A 16,013-nucleotide genomic window follows, 5' to 3' on the forward strand; every position below is an offset into this window, starting at 1 on the left:
CGGCCAGCCGGCGGCCCGCGCGCGCCGTTCGGCTGCAGCAAGCTCGGCGAGCAGCACCGCGCGGACGGCGGTGCGGGTGGTTTCGGGGAGCGTCACGCCGGCCTCCTTGCGCCCGGTGCGGGGTAGCCGGGCCCAGCGGTCCCTGACGGACGGCGGTCTTGCCGGGCACTGACGCGGCTTCAGTGCCACCAAGGAGGCGGCGGCACCGGGAGCATCAGCGGGCGGCCGCTGTACCGGCCCGTCCAGCAGTCGGCCAGCCAGCTGGTCAGCGCCACCGGGCCGAGGAGGCTGTCCTCCCACACCGGCGTCAGCTCGCCCGCCCGGCGGAGGACCTCCTCCGCCGTCGCGCAGAACGCGATGATCGCGGCCACCGCCGCGTCCGCGCGTTCGGTCGGCCAGGCGACGGCGGCGCCCGGGAGCCGGGCCGGGATGGCCAGGCCGGTGGCGACGGTGCAGTTGCGGGACAACAGCACGGCCAGGTCGAATTCGACTGCCTCGGCGTGGCGCTGCCGGGCTCGCCAGCGGGGCGAGGCTTCGGCGGCGTGGAGTCCGGCCAGCCGGGCGGCGACCAGCCCGTCCCAGACCGTCAAGAGCACTGCTCGCGTGTCGGCGGGGTGCGCGGCGGCGAGCTCGTGGGTGACGGCGCTGAGCCAGGCACACGGGTCCTTGACTTGACGATCAGCGGCGACGGTCACGGCAGCCAGTCTCGCACCGGAAACCTCGGCAAGCAGCAAGATGATCATGGTTCGCGGCAGGACCACCCGGTCGGTGGCGAACCGTTGAGCGGCGTCGTCCTTCCTTCGGGCACTGCGGGTGACCGAACCGTGACAACTGTGTCATCATGTCGGCGCTCAGTGCCGAGCGCGCCCCCTCGTTTTTCCTTCTCCGAAAGGCCGACACCGAGTGATCAAGATCAGCAAGAACCGTGCGGGCACCCAGCGCGTCACCTTCAGCCTCCCCGTCGGCGCGCCCCCGGGACGGGTCAGCGTCGTCGGGTCGTTCAACGACTGGACGCCCGGCCGCCACCACCTGACCCCGCGGTCCAACGGCCGCCGCTCGGCCTCGGTGGAGGTGGATCCGGGCACGGTGCTCCAGTTCCGCTACCTCGGCGAGGACGGTTACTGGTTCGACGACCCCGACCTGGCCGACCGCGTCGACGGCAACTGCGTCTGCACGACGAACTGAGCGCTCAGCCCCGGCGCCGCCGCTTCGGCCCGCCGGCGCCCCGGCGAGCGGGCTGCGCAACCGGCTTGCGCTCAGGACGCTTCTTCTTCTCCACCACAGGCTGCGGACGGCCGCGCGTGCTGTTGACCGTGCGGCCGCGCACGATCCCGATGAACTGCTCCACCAGGTCCGTCGTCTCGTCCTCCAGCCAGGACAACGCCACCGTCGACTGCGGTGCGTCCGTCACCGGGCGGTAGGTCAGGTCGCGGCGGTGGTGCAGGCGGGCCAGCGACTGCGGGACCACCAGTACGCCGACGCCCGCCGCCACCAGCTCCACCGCGTCCGCCGTCGTCTCGGGGCGGGATACCGCCGGGCGGCCCGGGCGGGTCTCCCACTCGATCGTGTCGTCGAGGGGGTTCAGCACGACCTCGTCGGCCAAGTCCACCGTGGACACTTCGTCCGCCGCCGCGATCAGGTGGTCCTTCGGGATCACCACCACCGTCGTCTCGGTGTAGAGCGGGATCGCGTGCAGGCCTTCGCGGTCGATCGGCGAGCGCAGCAGTGCCACGTCCGCGCCGCGCTCGCGGATCAGCGTCGTGGCTTCCGCCGCGGGCACGGCCACGAGGGTCAGCGGGACCTCGGGCTCCCGCTCGCCCCAGGTCCGCACCCACTTGGCGGGCGTCGCCCCGGGGACGTACGCGAGCCGGAAAGAGGTCACCGGGTCAGGTTACCGGGCGTGACGCTGGCTACCCTGGACGGCATGACGTCGCACAAGACCGCCCAGACGATGAAGCCGGCGACGGCGGCGAAGAAGCTGGGCGTGTACCTCGAAGCCACGCCCGCCCGGTTCCAGGACGGCGTCGTCTCGCGCGACGAGCTGAACGCGCTGCAGACCGACCCGCCCGAGTGGCTGCGCGAGCTGCGCCGCACCGGCCCGCACCCGCGGCAGGTCGTCGCGGCGAAGCTGGGCGTCTCGATCGGCGGCCTCGCCCGCGGCGGCATCACCGACCCGCTCACCACCGACGAGATCGACGCGCTGAAGGCGGCGAACCCCGACTGGCTGGTGCGCGAACGCGCCACCCAGGCCGAGGTGCGCAAGGAAACCCTCCGGGTCAAGGAGAAGGACCGCTGACCACGCTCGAAGAGGCCGCGCGCCTCGACGCCGAAGACGAGCTCGCCGCCTTCGCCGACCGGTTCGTCCCGATCACCGATCCCGGTGTCGTCGCCTACCTCGACGGCAACTCGCTGGGCCGTCCCCTGCTCTCCACCGGACAGCGGCTGCAGGAGCTCGTCACCCACGAGTGGGGCGCGCGGCTGATCCGGTCGTGGGACGAGGGCTGGCTCGAGCTGCCCGGACGGATCGGGGACGAGCTCGGCCGCGTCGCGCTCGGCGCCGCCCCCGGCCAGACGATCGTCGCCGACTCGACGTCGGTGTGCCTGTACAAGACGCTGCGGGCGGCCGTCGCGCTCCGGCCGGGCCGCGACGAGCTCGTCATCGACACCGGCAACTTCCCCACCGACCGGTTCCTCGCCGAAAGCGTCGCCGCCGAAGCCGGCCACACGGTCCGCTGGATCGACGCCGACGACGTCCGCGCCGAGGACGTCGCGGCGGTCACCGGGCCGCGCACCGCGGCGGTCGTGCTGTCCCATGTGGACTACCGCTCGGCGGCGATCGCCGACCTGGCCGGCATCACGCGGCTGGTGCACGACCGCGGCGCGCTCACCGTGTGGGACCTCTGCCACAGCGCGGGTTCGATCCCGGTCGAGCTGGACGCGGCGGGTGCCGACTTCGCCGTCGGCTGCACCTACAAGTTCCTCAACGCCGGGCCGGGCGCGCCCGCGTTCCTCTACGTCAACGCTCGCCACCACGAGGAGTTCGCCCAGCCGATCACCGGCTGGATGGGCGCGGCGGACACGTTCGGCATGGCCGCGCGGTACGTCCCGGCGCCCGGCATCCGCCGCGCGCTCTCGGGCACGCCGCCGGTGCTCGGCATGGTGGGCGTCCAGGAGGGCGTCGCGCTGCTGGCCGAAGCCGGGATCGAGCGGGTGCGCGCGAAGGCCGTCGCGCTGGGCCGGTGGGTGCTCGACCTCGCGGACGCCTGGCTGGTCCCGCTCGGCTTCACGGTGGCTTCGCCGCGCGAAGACGCCCGCCGCGGCGGGCACGTCACCGTGCGGCACCCGGACGCCGAGCGGCTTTCCCGCGTGCTGATCGAGCACGGCGTGCTGATCGACTTCCGCCGTCCCGACGGCATCCGCATCGGGTTGAGCCCGCTCACCACCGGGTTCACCGAGGTGCGGGCGGCCATGGCCCGGATCCGGGAGCTCGCCGCGTGAAGTGAATGACTCCTGCAGGTCGCCGGACGACCTGCAGGAGTCGTTCGCTTCGTCCCGGATAGTAGCCATGTACTTAGTAGCCATGTACTGTATCTGGCATGAGCACTCCCGGGCACCTGGTCTGGCGACTCTCCATGAAGTGGCGAGTGGCGGTCGATCGCGCACTCGCGCCGATGGGGCTGACGCACGCCCAGTACGTCTTCCTGTCCTCGCTGTCCGGACTGGAACGCGCCGGGGCGAACCCGAGCCAGCGGGAGCTGGCCGACCACACCGGGCTGGAAGCGCTCTACGTCTCCAAGCTCGCGCGCGCCCTCGACGCCGACGGGCTCGTCGAGCGCACCCGCGACCCCGCCGACACCCGCACCATCCGGCTGAGGCTCACCGGAAAAGGGCGCGAGGTCGTCGAGCCGGCGATCGCGACCGTGGCCGGGCTGCTCGACCGGCTCCTGGCGCCCCTCGGCGGCCGCGGCGGCGAACGCACGGCGGCACTGGCGCGCGAGCTCACCGTCCTCCTCGACACCCCACTCGAACCCTGAAGGGACAAGCCATGGACCTCCACCACGAAGAATCCGGCACCGGCACCCCGATCGTCTTCCTGCACGGCAACCCCGGCTCGTCGCACGGCTGGCGCCACGTCCTCCCCCACGTCGGCGCCGGCCGGCTGCTCGCCCCCGACCTCATCGGCATGGGCCGGTCCGCGAAGCCGGCCATCGACTACTCCTTCGCCGACCACGCGCGCTACCTCGACGCGTGGTTCGACGCGCTCGGCCTGGACGACGTGGTCCTGGTCGGCCACGACTGGGGTGGCGCACTCGCGTTCGACTGGGCCGCCCGCCACCACGGCCGCGTCCGCGGGCTGGCGTTCTTCGAGACGATCGTGAAGCCGCTGGCGTGGGAGGACCTGACCCCGCAGGCGGCCGAGCGCACGCGGAAGATCCGCACGCCAGGCGTCGGCGAGGAGATGGTGCTGGAGCACAACCTGGCCGTGCGGCAGGCATTCACGGGCGGGGTGCGCACCCCGGTGGCGGACCTCGAGCCGTACCTGGCGCCGTTCCCGACCCCGGAGAGCCGCCGCCCGTTGCTGGCGTGGGCCCGCCAGCTGCCGGTCGGCGGCGAGCCGGCGGGGCTGCTCCCGCGCATCGAGGCCTACGACGCGTGGCTGAAGACGAGCACGGGGATCCCGAAGCTGCTGATGACGTTCGAAGGCTCGCCGACGCTGCTCATCGGCAAGGAGATGGCGCGGTGGTGCGCGGACAACGTCGCGTCGCTCGAGATCGTGGCCTGCGGCGAAGCCGGGCACCACGCACAGGAGGACCGGCCGAAGGAGATCGCCGCCGAGATCGCGGCGTGGCTGGACCGCACCGGGCTGCGCTGACCCTGCCCGCCGAAATCGATGACTGCCGCGCCCGGTTCCCCGACACCCAAGCCCTGGCCGCAGCCGTCGGCGTCGCGCCCTCGACCCGCCAACGCAGCTGCCGGAGATCGCGGCCTGGACCGGACCGGGCTGCGCTGAACCTCAGGCGTGCCGCAACGGCGGCGCCACGTCCACCCCGAGCACCCGCGCCGCGACCCACGCCAGGGCGTCCGCCGTGCGGGCCGGGGTGTCCGAGGGCTGCATCACGTGGCTGAGGACCGTGCGGACGACCAGGTCGATCACCACCGCGATCTGCGCTTCGGTGAGCGCCGGGCGGTACGCCTCGACGCGCGCCACCAGCATCGTCTTCGCCTGCGTGAGCAGCGTGCCCGCCTGCGTCGTCAGCAGTGGGAGGAGCTCCGGCGCCGTGCCGTGCGTCGCCGAGGCGATGGCGCGCAGCAGCGTGTTGTCGTCGGCCAGTTCGAGGACCGAGCGGACCGCCTCGTACATCGCCTCCACCAGGTCGTCCTCGTGGCGGTCGAACGCCGCGCCGACCACCGACAGGAACCGGTCGAGCTCGTGCGCGACCATCGCCTCGGCCAGCGCGTTCTTGGAGCCGATCTCGTTGTACACCGTCTGGCGGCTGACCCCGACCAGCTCGGCCAGCCGGGCCATCGTGACCGCCGACCAGCCCGATCGCGCGGTCAGCTCGATCGCCGCGGTGATGATCGGCCGCCGGTGCTGGCCACCCTCGGACGTCGCCGGAAGTGCCGCGCTCATGGTCGGCATTCTAGGCCGCGCCCGCGACGGCCAGCGCTTCGGACCACGGCGCCCGCGCGGCGATCCGCCTGCGGTGCTTCATGATCTCCCGCGGCCGGTCGATCGTCAGCGCGCCGACCACCCGGTCGCCGCGCCGGTAGAGCGTCGCGCCGCCGGTGCGCACCACCTCGTCCGCCTCCGGGGTGCCGACGAACTGGATCCGGTGGCCGTACCAGTCGGACCAGAAGTACGGCACGGCGCCGAGCGGGCGGGCCGATGCCGGGTCGAGCGCGTGCCGCGCGGCGGCGCCGCCCTGCTCGGCCGCGTTCGTCCAGTGCTCGAGCCGCATGCTCATGCCGTCGAAGAGCGGGTTCGGCACGTACGCGACGTCGCCCGCCGCGTAGACGCCCGGTGGCCCGGCCGACAACGTCTCGTCGCAGACGATCCCGCCGTCGCGCTCGTGCAGCGTCAGCCCGCTGCCCTCGAGCCAGCCGGTGGCCGGGACCGCGCCGATGCCGGCCACCACGAGGTCCGCCGGCAGGACTTCGCCACCCGCCAGTGCCACGCCTTCGGCGGACACGCCGGTGACTTCGGCGCCGAGCCGCAGCTCGGTACCGGCCGCGTGGTGCAGCGCGGTGAGCTCCGCCCCGGCCGCCGCGCCGACCGCGCGGTGCAGCGGCGTGGCCGACGCCTCCACGATCGTCACCGGCAGGCCCCGTTTCCGTGCCGCCGAAGCGACTTCCGAGCCGATGAACCCGGCGCCGACCACGACCGTCCGCGCGCCGGCGTCCAGCGCGGCACGCACCGCGACGGCGTCTTCGGCCGTCCGCAGCGTGCGGGCGCCCGGCAGGCGCCGGGCCGTGGCGCCGGTGGCGATCACGAGGGCGTCGTACCGCATCGCCGCCCCCGCGACGGTCACCTCGCGCACGTCGGTGTCGAGGTGTTCGGCCGGGGCGCCGAGCATCAGCTCGACACCGAGTTCGTCCCGCAGCACGGTTTCCGCGTGGAACGGCGGCACCTCGCCCGGGCCGCCGGGGTCGAGGAACGCCTTCGACAGCGGCGGCCGGTCGTAGGGCAGGCGGGCTTCGGCGCCGACGAGCACGATCCGGCCCCGGTACCCGGTGCGGCGGGCGGCTTCCACGGCACGCAGTCCCGCCAGTGACGCGCCGACGACCACGAGCGTCATGACAGCTTCAACGCCAGCACGGGACAGGAGTCGACGGCCGCGGCGACGTCCTGGCGGTGCTCCTCGCCGGGCCGCTCGTCGAGCACCACGACGGTGCCGTCTTCGCCCACCTCGAAGAAGTCGGGCGCCATCGCCTCGCACATGCCGAGGCCGTCGCACTTCCCGCGGTCCGCTTCGATCCGCATCACGCACCCACCCGGCCCGGCGCGACGAAGTCGACCTTCTCGCGGACCCCGCAGTCGGGGCAGCACCAGGCGTCCGGGATCGCCGACCACGGCGTGCCGGCCGGGAAGCCTTCCCGCGGGTCGCCGAGCGTCTCGTCGTAGACGTACCCACAACCGGGGCACATGCCGCCCTCGGCCGCGTCGCCGTGGGTGTCGGCGTGCTCCGCCACCGCGGCGGTGACCCGGGTTCCTTGCCGCGCAAGGATCTTCTCGCGTTTAGACGGCTGCAGGTTGGCGCGCGAGAGGTCGCCGTCGAAGTGGGCGAGCACCCGCGGGTCCATCACCCGGCGCCACACCGGCGGGACCAGCGCGAGCACGATCATCCCGGCGTACCCGGTGGGCAGCACCGGCGACTCGGCGAAGTCGCGCAGCGTCTGGTAGCGCCGCGTCGGGTTGGCGTGGTGGTCGCTGTGCCGCTGCAGGTGGTAGAGCAGGACGTTGGTGGCGATGTTGTTGGAGTTCCAGCTGTGGCTGGGATCCACGCGCTCGTACCGGCGCTTGCCTGCCGCGCCGACCCGCTGCCGCAGCATGCCGTAGTGCTCCATGTAGTTGACGACCTCCAGCAGCGAGAACCCGATGACGGCCTGGATCACCAGGTACGGCAGGATTTCCACGCCGAGCCACGCGATCATCGCCGCCCAGAGCACCGCCGACATCAGCCAGGCGTTGAGGACGTCGTTGCCGAGCCGGTAGGGGTGCTTGTCGCGGCGGGCGTAACGCTTGCGCTCCAGGCGCCACGCCGACTTCAGCGAACCGAAGACCGTGCGCGGCCAGAAGCGGTAGAAGCTCTCGCCGACGCGGCTGCTCGCCGGGTCCTCCGGCGTGGCGACGCGGACGTGGTGGCCGCGGTTGTGCTCGATGTAGAAGTGCCCGTAGAAGCTTTGCGCCAGCGCGATCTTCGACAGCCAGCGCTCGTGGCTCTCCTTCTTGTGCCCCAGCTCGTGCGCGGTGTTGATGCCGATCCCGCCGATGCAGCCGATGGAGATCGCCAGCCCGACCTTGTCCACGACGGTGAGGTCGCCCCGCGCGACGAGCCAGAACGCCGCCACGAACCCGACGTACTGGATGGGCAGGAAGGCGAAGGTGATCCAGCGGTAGTAGCGGTCGTTTTCGAGCCGTTCGAGGACGTCGTCAGGCGGGTTGCTCCGGTCCAGGCCGGCGAGCAGGTCGATGAGCGGGACGACCACGAGGATGACGATCGGGCCGATCCAGAACCAGACGCCCCACCCGGTGGCCGCGTGCAGCCCGATGGCGAGGAACGCCAGGGACGGCACCACCAGGCCGATCAGCCACAGGTAGCGCTTGCGGTCGTGCCACAGCTCGGTCGAACCGGCGGGCACGGTCCCGGTGACTTCGCTCATCACACCCTCCTCCGTTGGCTGGGTTGACAGAAGGGTAGACGACGTACAGCGCGATTGACAATAGCCAGTTCAATGTAAAGTTGGCACGACATGCTGATCAGAGCGCGCAAGATGATTCGGAGCCGCTCGCGTTACCTCAGCCGACGAGGTCGTGCGGGTCGCGCGCCGCGAGCGCCGTCGCCTCCGGCACACCTTCACGGCGGGCGACCCGCCGCCTCGCTCGCACCTGCGCCGCGGTCCGCGGGCGGAACTCCGGTTCGCGGCCGCAGCCGCACGACTCGAAGCCGTCGTACTTCAACCCCGCCGCCAGCACCGCGGCGACCGCAGCCCAGCCCGACCGGTCGCGACGCGGCGGCGCGGCGAAGTCGTGACCGGCGAAGACCATCGGCACACGGCACTCGGGACACCGGTGCTCGGCGCCGTCCCGGGCGTGCTTGCCACTGCGACGGCACGGCACGCACACGTAGTGGACCTTGTAGGTGATCTCGCCGTACCGGCACATGGACCGCACGATACCGGCCCGGCGGCCCTCGAACTCCCGATTTTCCCGGCGGCACAAGGAATTCCGCGCCCTCGACACGCCCGAGCAGCGAGTTGTGGCGAAGATCATCTTCGCTGCGGCCCTCGACGGGACGGGACACCAGGGCAATCGCCCTGCCCGTTCTTTCCCTTAGCACGACCCGGGCGGCTCGCCGGAGCGGACGAATTCACTTTCACCCGTTCAGCCCAGTGTGCAAGCGTCCGGAAATGCGCCCGGGCCCGTTACCAGAGGAAATGCCGGTAATCACCCGAACGCACTCGGTAAACACCGTTCGCCACCCGGCGGACAGTCGTCCGGCAGCCGGGCCAGCACGACCGCGCCCCCGTGGTTCGTGGTAAAAAACGGACCCTGATCGATCCTGCTCGTCCGGGTCCCCGTTTTCGCCGATCGTCACTCAGGAGTTCGTGAACCGCCGTGCTGACCAAAGACGCCAAGGACGAGTCGGACAAGCCGTACGACAAGTCGATCCGCAAAAGGCTGACCAGGACCGTTCTCATTCCCAGCGTGACCCTGCTGGTGCTGTGGATCGCGGTCTCCTCCTACTTCCTCTTCAACGGCGTTTACGTCCGGCTGGTCGCGGCGTCGGTGCGCGAGGTGTCGATCCCCGCCGCCGGCGCGCTCGGTGAGTTCCAGAAGGAACGCCAGACCGCGTTGCAGTACCTGGACGACCCGGCGCTCGGCCCGGCCCGGCTGCAGGAGCAGCAGAAGGCCACCGACGAAAAGCTCGGCGCGCTGAAGGACGCCTTCGCCGCGACGATCTCCAACGCGCCCGACGAGATCGCGACCAAGGTCAACGCGCTGAAGGCCCAGTTCGACCAGCTGCCCGTGCTGCGCTCGCAGATCAGCTTCCGCAGCATCGACCGCGCGCAGGTCAACGGCTACTACAACGGCGTGATGGACACCGCGTCCAACCTGTTCGACACCCAGGCGCGCGTCGTGCCCGACGCCGAAGCGGCGACCGGTGGCATCACCGCCACCTCGGTCTTCCGCGCCGGTGACGCGATGTCGCGCGAAACGTCGCTGGTGTCCACGGCGTTCTCGGCCGGCACGTTCGCGCCCGACGACTTCGCCGAGTTCGCGCAGCTGTCCGGGTCCTACCGGACGCAGCTGGCGAACATCGCGCCGTTCCTCGACCCGGGCGTCCGCGACAAGTACCAGACGCTGACCACCAGCACCGCCTGGCGGCAGCTGGGCACCGCCGAAGAGGCGATCGTCAAGCACGGACCGTGGTCGCCGAGCGAGCAGAACACCGTGCCGGTGTCCGGAACGGACTGGCAGAACGCGACCAACCTGGTCTCCCAGGGCCTCAACGACCTCGCGATCACCCAGGCGGACAAGGTTTCCGCGGCGGCCATCGACTCCGGTGACGCCCAGCTGCGCAACGTGATCATCGGCAGCATCCTGGCGCTGCTGGCGTCCCTGGCGGCGATCATCGTCGCGGTCCGGGTCTCCCGCTCGCTCGTCGACCGCGCGCTGATGACGCGCCTGGCCCGGCTGCGCAACGACTCCCTCGACCTCGCCCGCAACCGGCTGCCGGACATCGTGGAGCGGCTGAAGAACGGCGAACCGGTGGACCTGAAGGAAGAGCTGCCGCAGCTCGACCACGGCCGCGACGAGATCGGCCAGGTGGCCGAGGCCTTCAACACCGCGCAGCTGACCGCCGTCAACGCCGCGGCGAGCGAGGCCAAGGCCCGCAGCGGCGTGCACAACGTGTTCCTCGGCATCGCGCACCGCAACCAGGTCCTGGTGCACCAGCAGCTGCAGATCCTCGACGAGATGGAAGCCCGCGAGGACAACTCGACCCAGCTGGCTTCGCTGTTCCAGCTCGACCACCTCGCCGCCCGCGCCCGCCGCACCACCGAGAACCTGATCATCCTCGGCGGCAAGCAGCCGGGCCGCCGCTGGCGCAAGCCGGTGGCGCTGATGGAGGTCCTGCGCGCGGCCGTCTCGGAAACCGAGCAGTACGCGCGGGTCCAGGTCGAGCAGGTGCCCGACGTCGCCGTCCTCGGCGCCGCCGTCGCCGACACCATCCACCTCGTCGCCGAGCTGGTCGACAACGCGACGTCGTTCTCGCCGCCCGGCTCGCCGGTCGAGGTGACCAGCCGCCTGGTCGCCCGCGGGGTCGTCGTCGACGTGTCGGACCAGGGCCTCGGCATGAAGGACGGCGTCCGCGAGTGGGCCAACTCGATGATGGCCGAGGCGCCCGAGTTCGACGCGATGGCGCTGCGGGCCGACTCCAGCCTCGGCCTGTTCGTGGTCGCGCGCCTGGCCGCGAAGCTCGGCATGACCGTCACCTTCGACCCGTCGCGCTACGGCGGCCTCCGGGCCACCGTGCTCATCCCGGCCCAGCACCTGGCCGGCCGGTCGGACGCGCCGGCCGAAGAACCCGAATCCTCTCCGGCGGAGACCACCGCGGTCCTCGCCCCCGTGGGCGCTCCGGCGCCGCAGGTCGCAGAAAGCCCGTTCGGTTCCATGGACTCGCCCAGCTCGTTCACCGGCCAGATCCCGATGAAGCGAGACGTCAAGCCCCGGCCGTACCCGGCGCGCGCCCTCACCCCGCCCGACTCCCCGCCCGACGTGCTGCCGGCCGTGCCGGTCGCGCCGCCGGCGGTCACCGAGCCGGCGCCCGCGCCCGAACCGGCGGGCGAGACGCCGGCCGACGCGCCGGCCGACAACCGGCCCCGGCTCCCCCGCCGCGAGCCGCAGCAGAACCTCGTCGCCCAGCTCGAAGACGAACCCGACGACAGCGACGACGTCGTCGCGCCCGGTGAGGGGACCGCGCGCACGCTCGCCGCGTTCCACAAGGGCACGCGGCGGGGACGGGACGGGTCGGGCGATGCGTAGTCCGCGACAGCACACAGGAAAGTCCACAGAGGAAAGTCAAGGTCTCTGACGCATGAACGAGTACGGGAACCCCAAACCCGATCTCAACTGGCTGCTCGACGACGTGGTGAACCGCGTGGTCGGCGCGCAGAACGCCATCGTGCTGTCCGCCGACGGGCTGCTGATCGGCAAGTCGGCCGGCATGAGCAAGGACGACTCCGACCAGCTCTCGGCCATCGCCTCCAGCCTGCAGAGCCTCGCGAAGGGGGTGAGCAAGCAGTTCAACCGCGGCCCGGTGCTGCAGAACATGATCGAGATGGAACGCGGTTACCTGTTCGTCTCCGCCGCCGGCGCGGGCGCGTGCCTCGCGGTGCTGGCCGCCGACAACGTCGACGTCGAAATGATCGCCTACGAGATGAGCCGCCTGGTCAAGCGGGTCGGCGACTACATGGTGTCGGCGCCGCGCGAGGCGGCGCAGATCCTGCGGGAGGCCACGTGAGCGGCGACGAAGGCTGGTACGACGAGGCCGCCGGGCCGCTGGTCCGGCCCTACACGATCACCAGCGGCCGCACGCCGGCCGAGTCGGCCCGCCTCGACCTCTCGACGCAGGTGATGACGCTGCGCTCGGAGCAGGAGCCGGCCGGGCTGGGCCCGGAGCACCAGGCGATCGTGAAGCTGTGCCGGCACCCCGTGTCGATCGCCGAGATCGCCGTCTACGTGAAGATCCCGCTGGGCGTCGTGCGCGTGCTCGTCGGCGACCTGATCGAACGCGGTCTCGTGATCACGCGCTCCCCTGCCCACAACCCGGCGCAGGCGCCGGACCTCGAAACTCTCCAGGCGGTTCTCGATGGCCTCATCAAGTACTGACGGCTCGGGGGCCGACCTGGTCCCCACGCCGGTCAAGATCATCGTCGCCGGCGGTTTCGGCGCCGGCAAGACCACCATGGTCGGCTCGGTCAGCGAGATCCCGCCGCTGACCACCGAAGAGGTGCTGACCGAGGCGAGCGCCGGGGTGGACGACCTGTCCGGCGTGGAGCGCAAGACCACGACGACCGTCGCGCTCGACTTCGGCCGGATCACCATCTCGCCGCGGCACGTGCTGTACCTGTTCGGGACGCCGGGCCAGGCGCGGTTCTGGTTCATGTGGGACGACCTGGCGCGCGGCGCGATCGGGACGATCGTGCTCGTCGACACCCGCCGCCTCGAGACGAGCTTCGCCGCGATCGACTTCTTCGAGCGCCGGAAGATCCCGTTCGTCGTCGCGGTCAACTGCTTCGACAACGCGCCGCGCTACACCGCCGACGAGATCCGCGAGGCCCTCGTCGTCCCGGATCGCGTGCCGATCGTCATGTGTGACGCGCGTGACAGGGACTCCAGCAAGCTCGCGCTCATCCGGCTCGTCAAGCACGCGATGACGGTGGCGCCGGTGCGGGTCTGAGACCTGCGGTTTGTCCACTCGGTGTCCGGTCCGGACACGGCGGCGTCCGTTGTGTCCCTCCGTGTCCGCACCGGACACTGCCCAACCCACATGGCCCAATTGGTTGGACCACCCGGGTGCAGCTTTTTAGTTGAGCAAGCACTCAACTGATAGCATCCGCACGTGACGATTCACGTGCCGGAGTTTCCTGAATATACAAGGGAAAACTACCCGGCACAGGGTCGTCTCTTCGGTGACTTTCTGTGCGGGCTCTGGGCTACCGCGTGTGAGGCGCTCGAGGTCCCGGTGGAACAGTCCGTGCGCGCCACCCGGTTGCTGCGCGCGGTGCTGCCGCCGTGGGCGCACGAGCGGATCGGGGCCGCGCCCGCCGAGCCGTCCTATGTGGCGGACGACGGGTTCCCGGCCGAGATGTCGGTGAACTGGTCGGGGCGCCACCCGGAGCTGCGGGTGCTGTTCGACAACCTCGGCCACGACGTGGTTTCCCCCGCTGACAACGGTTTCACCACCCGCCGGTCGGATCGCGTCCGTGAGACGTTCACCCCGCGCGGCGGCCGCCCCTCGCCCGCACCGGTGTGGCACTCGATCGCCTGGCGGCCGCCGTCGGCGATCGTCCACAAGACCTACTACGGCCTTTACCCGTGGCCGCACGCCCACCGCGAAGCGGCCGTGGCCGAAGCCATGGCCCGGCTGGACATGGCCGAGGCGTGGGACGACACCCGCCGTCGCGTCGAAGCCGTCGAAGGCGAACGGGAAATCGAATTCTTCGCGGTGGACCTCGCGGACGAGGCCGAGGCCCGGGTGAAGATCTACTACCGCAACCACGGCGCCGATCTCGCCGAAGTGGACCGGATCGCCGCGGTGACCCTGCGCCACGACGCCGAAGGGGCGCGTGCGGCCTACCGGACCTTGGCCGGCGAGCGGGCGGACGCCGGCGAAGCGGCCTTGAGCTGCTTGGCTTTCCGGTCCGGACTGGCCCGCGCCGCCGAAGCCACGACGTACCTGCGGTTGCCGGATCTGACTTCCAGTGACCAGGAAGCCGTCGAGCGCACGGCCGCGCTGCTGCACCGCGAAGGCGTGGACCCCGGGCGGTTCCGGCTGCTCACCGCCGCGCTGGCGCCGGGACCGCTGACCGAGAGCCGCATCCTGGAGCTGGTCAGCTACCGCGCGGCGGGCCGGCGCGGCGACGTCACCACGTACTTCCGGTTCCCCGTCTACCACCGCGCCCTCTCGCCTGTTGATCTTGGCTAGCCCACCGGGAAAGATGATCACCGCCGCGCACCACGGAAAGGAGCCGATCGTGACCCAGCAGGACGTCGAACGCGTCGCCCGTCACAACGAGCAGCGCCAACGGGAGTACGAGTCGTCGGAGCTGATCCGCCTGCTGACCGCCGAAAGCACGACGGCCGAGACGAAGAAGGCGGTGCTCACCTACCTCCAGCCGTGGTCGAACGCCTTCCAGCGGATGATCAGCGCGCGCGTCACCTTCGAGAGCGACCCCGAACTGCGGGCGCTCGCCCTCGAGCACCAGGAGGAGGAGATCGGCCACGACAAGATCCTGGCGCGCAGCCGCGCCGATGACCGGCAGCTGGTCTGGGACCCGGTGATCGAAGCGGGCGCGTCGTGGTTCGTCGACCAGTTCGGGATCCTGCCCGGGGTCCAGCGCGCGGTGCTCGCGCACCTCGCCCTCGAAGCCGGCAGCCTGGTGTTCAGCCAGGCGGGCACGAAGGCCTTCCCCGAGGACGAGTACTTCGACCTCCACGACGAAGCCGACGTCGAGCACCTCGAGATGGGGTACGAACTGCTGCGCCGGCGTCAGGACTGGACGGTCGACGGTGTCGTCGAGGTGCTGGACCGCGCGTGGCAGGTGATCGGGGTGGTTTCCGACCGTATCGCCGAGTGCGCGCGCCGCGATACGGTGGCGGCGTGACCAAGACGGACCCCGCCACCGCCGCGCGCGCAGTCGCCGCCGAAGCCGCGGAGGAGTACCAAGAGATCTTCGGCGAGCGGCTGCTCAGCGCGTACGTGCTGGGCAGTCTCTCCTACGGCGGCTACGCCCCGGCGGCCAGCGACATCGACCTGGCCCTCGTGGTGTCCGAGGTCGGCGAAGGCGACCGCGAGTCGGTCGCGGCGACGACGGCGGCACTGCAGGAGCGAAGCCCCTTGCACCGCAAGCTTTCGGTGTTCTGGGCCTCGTTGCCGGCGTTGCGCGAAGGCCGCGAAGACGGCCGCTTCCCGGCGATGGACCGCCTGCAGCTGGCCGACTTCGGCCGCCTCCTGCTCGGCACGGACGTCCTCGCGGAGGTGGCCCGCCCGGCGGCGTCGGAGCTGCTGCTGGAAAGCGCCCGCTTCGCGATCGCGGTCCTGGCGGCGCCCGAGGTGACCGCGGAGTTCCACGAGCCGAAGCGCCTGCTGGTGGACACGGTGTGGTTCACGAAGGCGGTGCTGTTCCCGGTCCGCTTCCTCTATTCGGGAACGACGCCGACCGGCCGCGCGGCGAACAACGACGAGGCGGCCGAGTGGTACCTGGCCCAGCCGGACGCCCCGGCGGGATCGTTGGTGCGCTTGGCGTTGCGGGTCCGGGAGGGGCATCCGCTGGACGAGGCGGAGCTCGGCCCGGAGCTTTCGGCGGGCCTGGTTCCGTTGTACCGCTACTACATCGAGGACCAGCTGCGGCAGCTGAAGGAGATCGACGCGCCGGCCGATCTGGTCGCGGCCTTCGAGGACTGGCGGCAGCGGCTCGGCTAGGAACATCTCGGGCACGTTGCCGAACGGCGTCGAAAAGCCGCCGTACTGCGGCATTCGGGTGAACGTCGCCGAGCCTCAATAACA

Annotated in this window: 19 protein-coding genes; 12 read left to right on the forward strand and 7 right to left on the reverse strand. The window is 71.4% G+C overall.

Annotated elements, in window-relative coordinates; all coding sequences use genetic code 11:
• Positions 1-179: 179 nt before the first annotated feature.
• Positions 180-695 (reverse strand): hypothetical protein, encoded by a 516-nt coding sequence (locus tag M8542_RS10015; protein ID WP_257919784.1) that lies wholly within the window; start codon positions 693-695, stop codon positions 180-182.
• 208 nt (positions 696-903) lie between these two features.
• On the opposite strand from M8542_RS10015, the gene M8542_RS10020 reads away from it, so the two are divergent.
• The gene (locus M8542_RS10020; RefSeq protein WP_257919785.1) at positions 904-1,185 is read left to right on the forward strand and encodes an early set domain-containing protein; all 282 of its coding nucleotides are present in this window, start codon (positions 904-906) and stop codon (positions 1,183-1,185) included.
• Between the two features lie 4 nt (positions 1,186-1,189).
• On the opposite strand, the gene M8542_RS10025 is transcribed toward M8542_RS10020, so the two are convergent.
• A complete protein-coding gene (locus M8542_RS10025) occupies positions 1,190-1,882 on the reverse strand; it encodes a LysR substrate-binding domain-containing protein (RefSeq protein ID WP_257919786.1) in 693 nt (230 codons plus the stop codon).
• Between the two features lie 42 nt (positions 1,883-1,924).
• On the opposite strand from M8542_RS10025, the gene M8542_RS10030 reads away from it, so the two are divergent.
• The 4 genes from M8542_RS10030 to M8542_RS10045 all read left to right on the forward strand — a co-directional run bounded on the left by M8542_RS10030 (position 1,925) and on the right by M8542_RS10045 (position 4,873).
• Positions 1,925-2,296, forward strand: a complete 372-nt coding sequence (locus tag M8542_RS10030) for a DUF5997 family protein (protein ID WP_257920180.1) — start codon at positions 1,925-1,927, stop codon at positions 2,294-2,296.
• Positions 2,293-3,498 (forward strand): kynureninase, encoded by a 1,206-nt coding sequence (locus M8542_RS10035; protein ID WP_257920181.1) that lies wholly within the window; start codon positions 2,293-2,295, stop codon positions 3,496-3,498. The genes M8542_RS10030 and M8542_RS10035 overlap by 4 nt, the downstream gene beginning before the upstream one ends.
• A gap of 98 nt (positions 3,499-3,596) precedes the next feature.
• Positions 3,597-4,034 carry a MarR family winged helix-turn-helix transcriptional regulator gene (locus M8542_RS10040; protein ID WP_257919787.1) on the forward strand — a complete coding sequence of 146 codons (438 nt, stop codon included), beginning with the start codon at positions 3,597-3,599 and terminating at the stop codon, positions 4,032-4,034.
• Between the two features lie 11 nt (positions 4,035-4,045).
• Entirely contained in the window at positions 4,046-4,873 is an 828-nt protein-coding gene (locus tag M8542_RS10045) for a haloalkane dehalogenase (RefSeq protein WP_257919788.1), read from the forward strand.
• 141 nt (positions 4,874-5,014) lie between these two features.
• On the opposite strand, the gene M8542_RS10050 is transcribed toward M8542_RS10045, so the two are convergent.
• The 5 genes from M8542_RS10050 to M8542_RS10075 form a co-directional block, all read right to left on the reverse strand.
• Complete coding sequence (locus tag M8542_RS10050) at positions 5,015-5,641, reverse strand: TetR/AcrR family transcriptional regulator (RefSeq protein ID WP_257919789.1); 627 nt, start codon at positions 5,639-5,641, stop codon at positions 5,015-5,017.
• A 1-nt stretch (position 5,642) separates the two neighbouring features.
• Positions 5,643-6,797 carry an NAD(P)/FAD-dependent oxidoreductase gene (locus M8542_RS10055; RefSeq protein WP_257919790.1) on the reverse strand — a complete coding sequence of 385 codons (1,155 nt, stop codon included), beginning with the start codon at positions 6,795-6,797 and terminating at the stop codon, positions 5,643-5,645.
• On the reverse strand, positions 6,794-6,982 hold the full coding sequence (locus M8542_RS10060) for a ferredoxin (RefSeq protein WP_257919791.1): 189 nt from the start codon (positions 6,980-6,982) through the stop codon (positions 6,794-6,796). The genes M8542_RS10055 and M8542_RS10060 overlap by 4 nt, the downstream gene beginning before the upstream one ends.
• Positions 6,982-8,382, reverse strand: coding sequence for a fatty acid desaturase (locus tag M8542_RS10070; protein ID WP_276586259.1), 1,401 nt, complete (start codon positions 8,380-8,382; stop codon positions 6,982-6,984). Before M8542_RS10070 ends, M8542_RS10060 begins: the two co-directional genes overlap by 1 nt.
• Before the next feature lie 136 nt (positions 8,383-8,518).
• On the reverse strand, positions 8,519-8,884 hold the full coding sequence (locus M8542_RS10075) for a hypothetical protein (RefSeq protein WP_257919792.1): 366 nt from the start codon (positions 8,882-8,884) through the stop codon (positions 8,519-8,521).
• Between the two features lie 453 nt (positions 8,885-9,337).
• On the opposite strand from M8542_RS10075, the gene M8542_RS10080 reads away from it, so the two are divergent.
• From M8542_RS10080 to M8542_RS10110, 7 genes are all read left to right on the forward strand, one after another.
• A complete protein-coding gene (locus tag M8542_RS10080; protein ID WP_257919793.1) occupies positions 9,338-11,767 on the forward strand; it encodes a sensor histidine kinase in 2,430 nt (809 codons plus the stop codon).
• Between the two features lie 52 nt (positions 11,768-11,819).
• Complete coding sequence (locus M8542_RS10085; protein ID WP_257919794.1) at positions 11,820-12,245, forward strand: roadblock/LC7 domain-containing protein; 426 nt, start codon at positions 11,820-11,822, stop codon at positions 12,243-12,245.
• On the forward strand, positions 12,242-12,613 hold the full coding sequence (locus M8542_RS10090; protein WP_257919795.1) for a DUF742 domain-containing protein: 372 nt from the start codon (positions 12,242-12,244) through the stop codon (positions 12,611-12,613). Before M8542_RS10085 ends, M8542_RS10090 begins: the two co-directional genes overlap by 4 nt.
• Positions 12,594-13,184: a GTP-binding protein gene (locus tag M8542_RS10095; protein ID WP_257919796.1), complete on the forward strand. Its 591-nt coding sequence runs from the start codon at positions 12,594-12,596 to the stop codon at positions 13,182-13,184. The genes M8542_RS10090 and M8542_RS10095 overlap by 20 nt, the downstream gene beginning before the upstream one ends.
• Positions 13,185-13,481: 297 nt before the next feature.
• On the forward strand, positions 13,482-14,432 hold the full coding sequence (locus M8542_RS10100) for a hypothetical protein (RefSeq protein ID WP_257919797.1): 951 nt from the start codon (positions 13,482-13,484) through the stop codon (positions 14,430-14,432).
• Positions 14,433-14,481: 49 nt separating this feature from the next.
• Positions 14,482-15,111 (forward strand): hypothetical protein, encoded by a 630-nt coding sequence (locus M8542_RS10105; RefSeq protein ID WP_257919798.1) that lies wholly within the window; start codon positions 14,482-14,484, stop codon positions 15,109-15,111.
• Positions 15,108-15,929: a hypothetical protein gene (locus M8542_RS10110; RefSeq protein ID WP_257919799.1), complete on the forward strand. Its 822-nt coding sequence runs from the start codon at positions 15,108-15,110 to the stop codon at positions 15,927-15,929. The genes M8542_RS10105 and M8542_RS10110 overlap by 4 nt, the downstream gene beginning before the upstream one ends.
• Positions 15,930-16,013: the final 84 nt, after the last annotated feature.

The organism is Amycolatopsis iheyensis (assembly GCF_024703995.1).
Classification (GTDB): Bacteria; Actinomycetota; Actinomycetes; order Mycobacteriales; family Pseudonocardiaceae; genus Amycolatopsis; species Amycolatopsis iheyensis.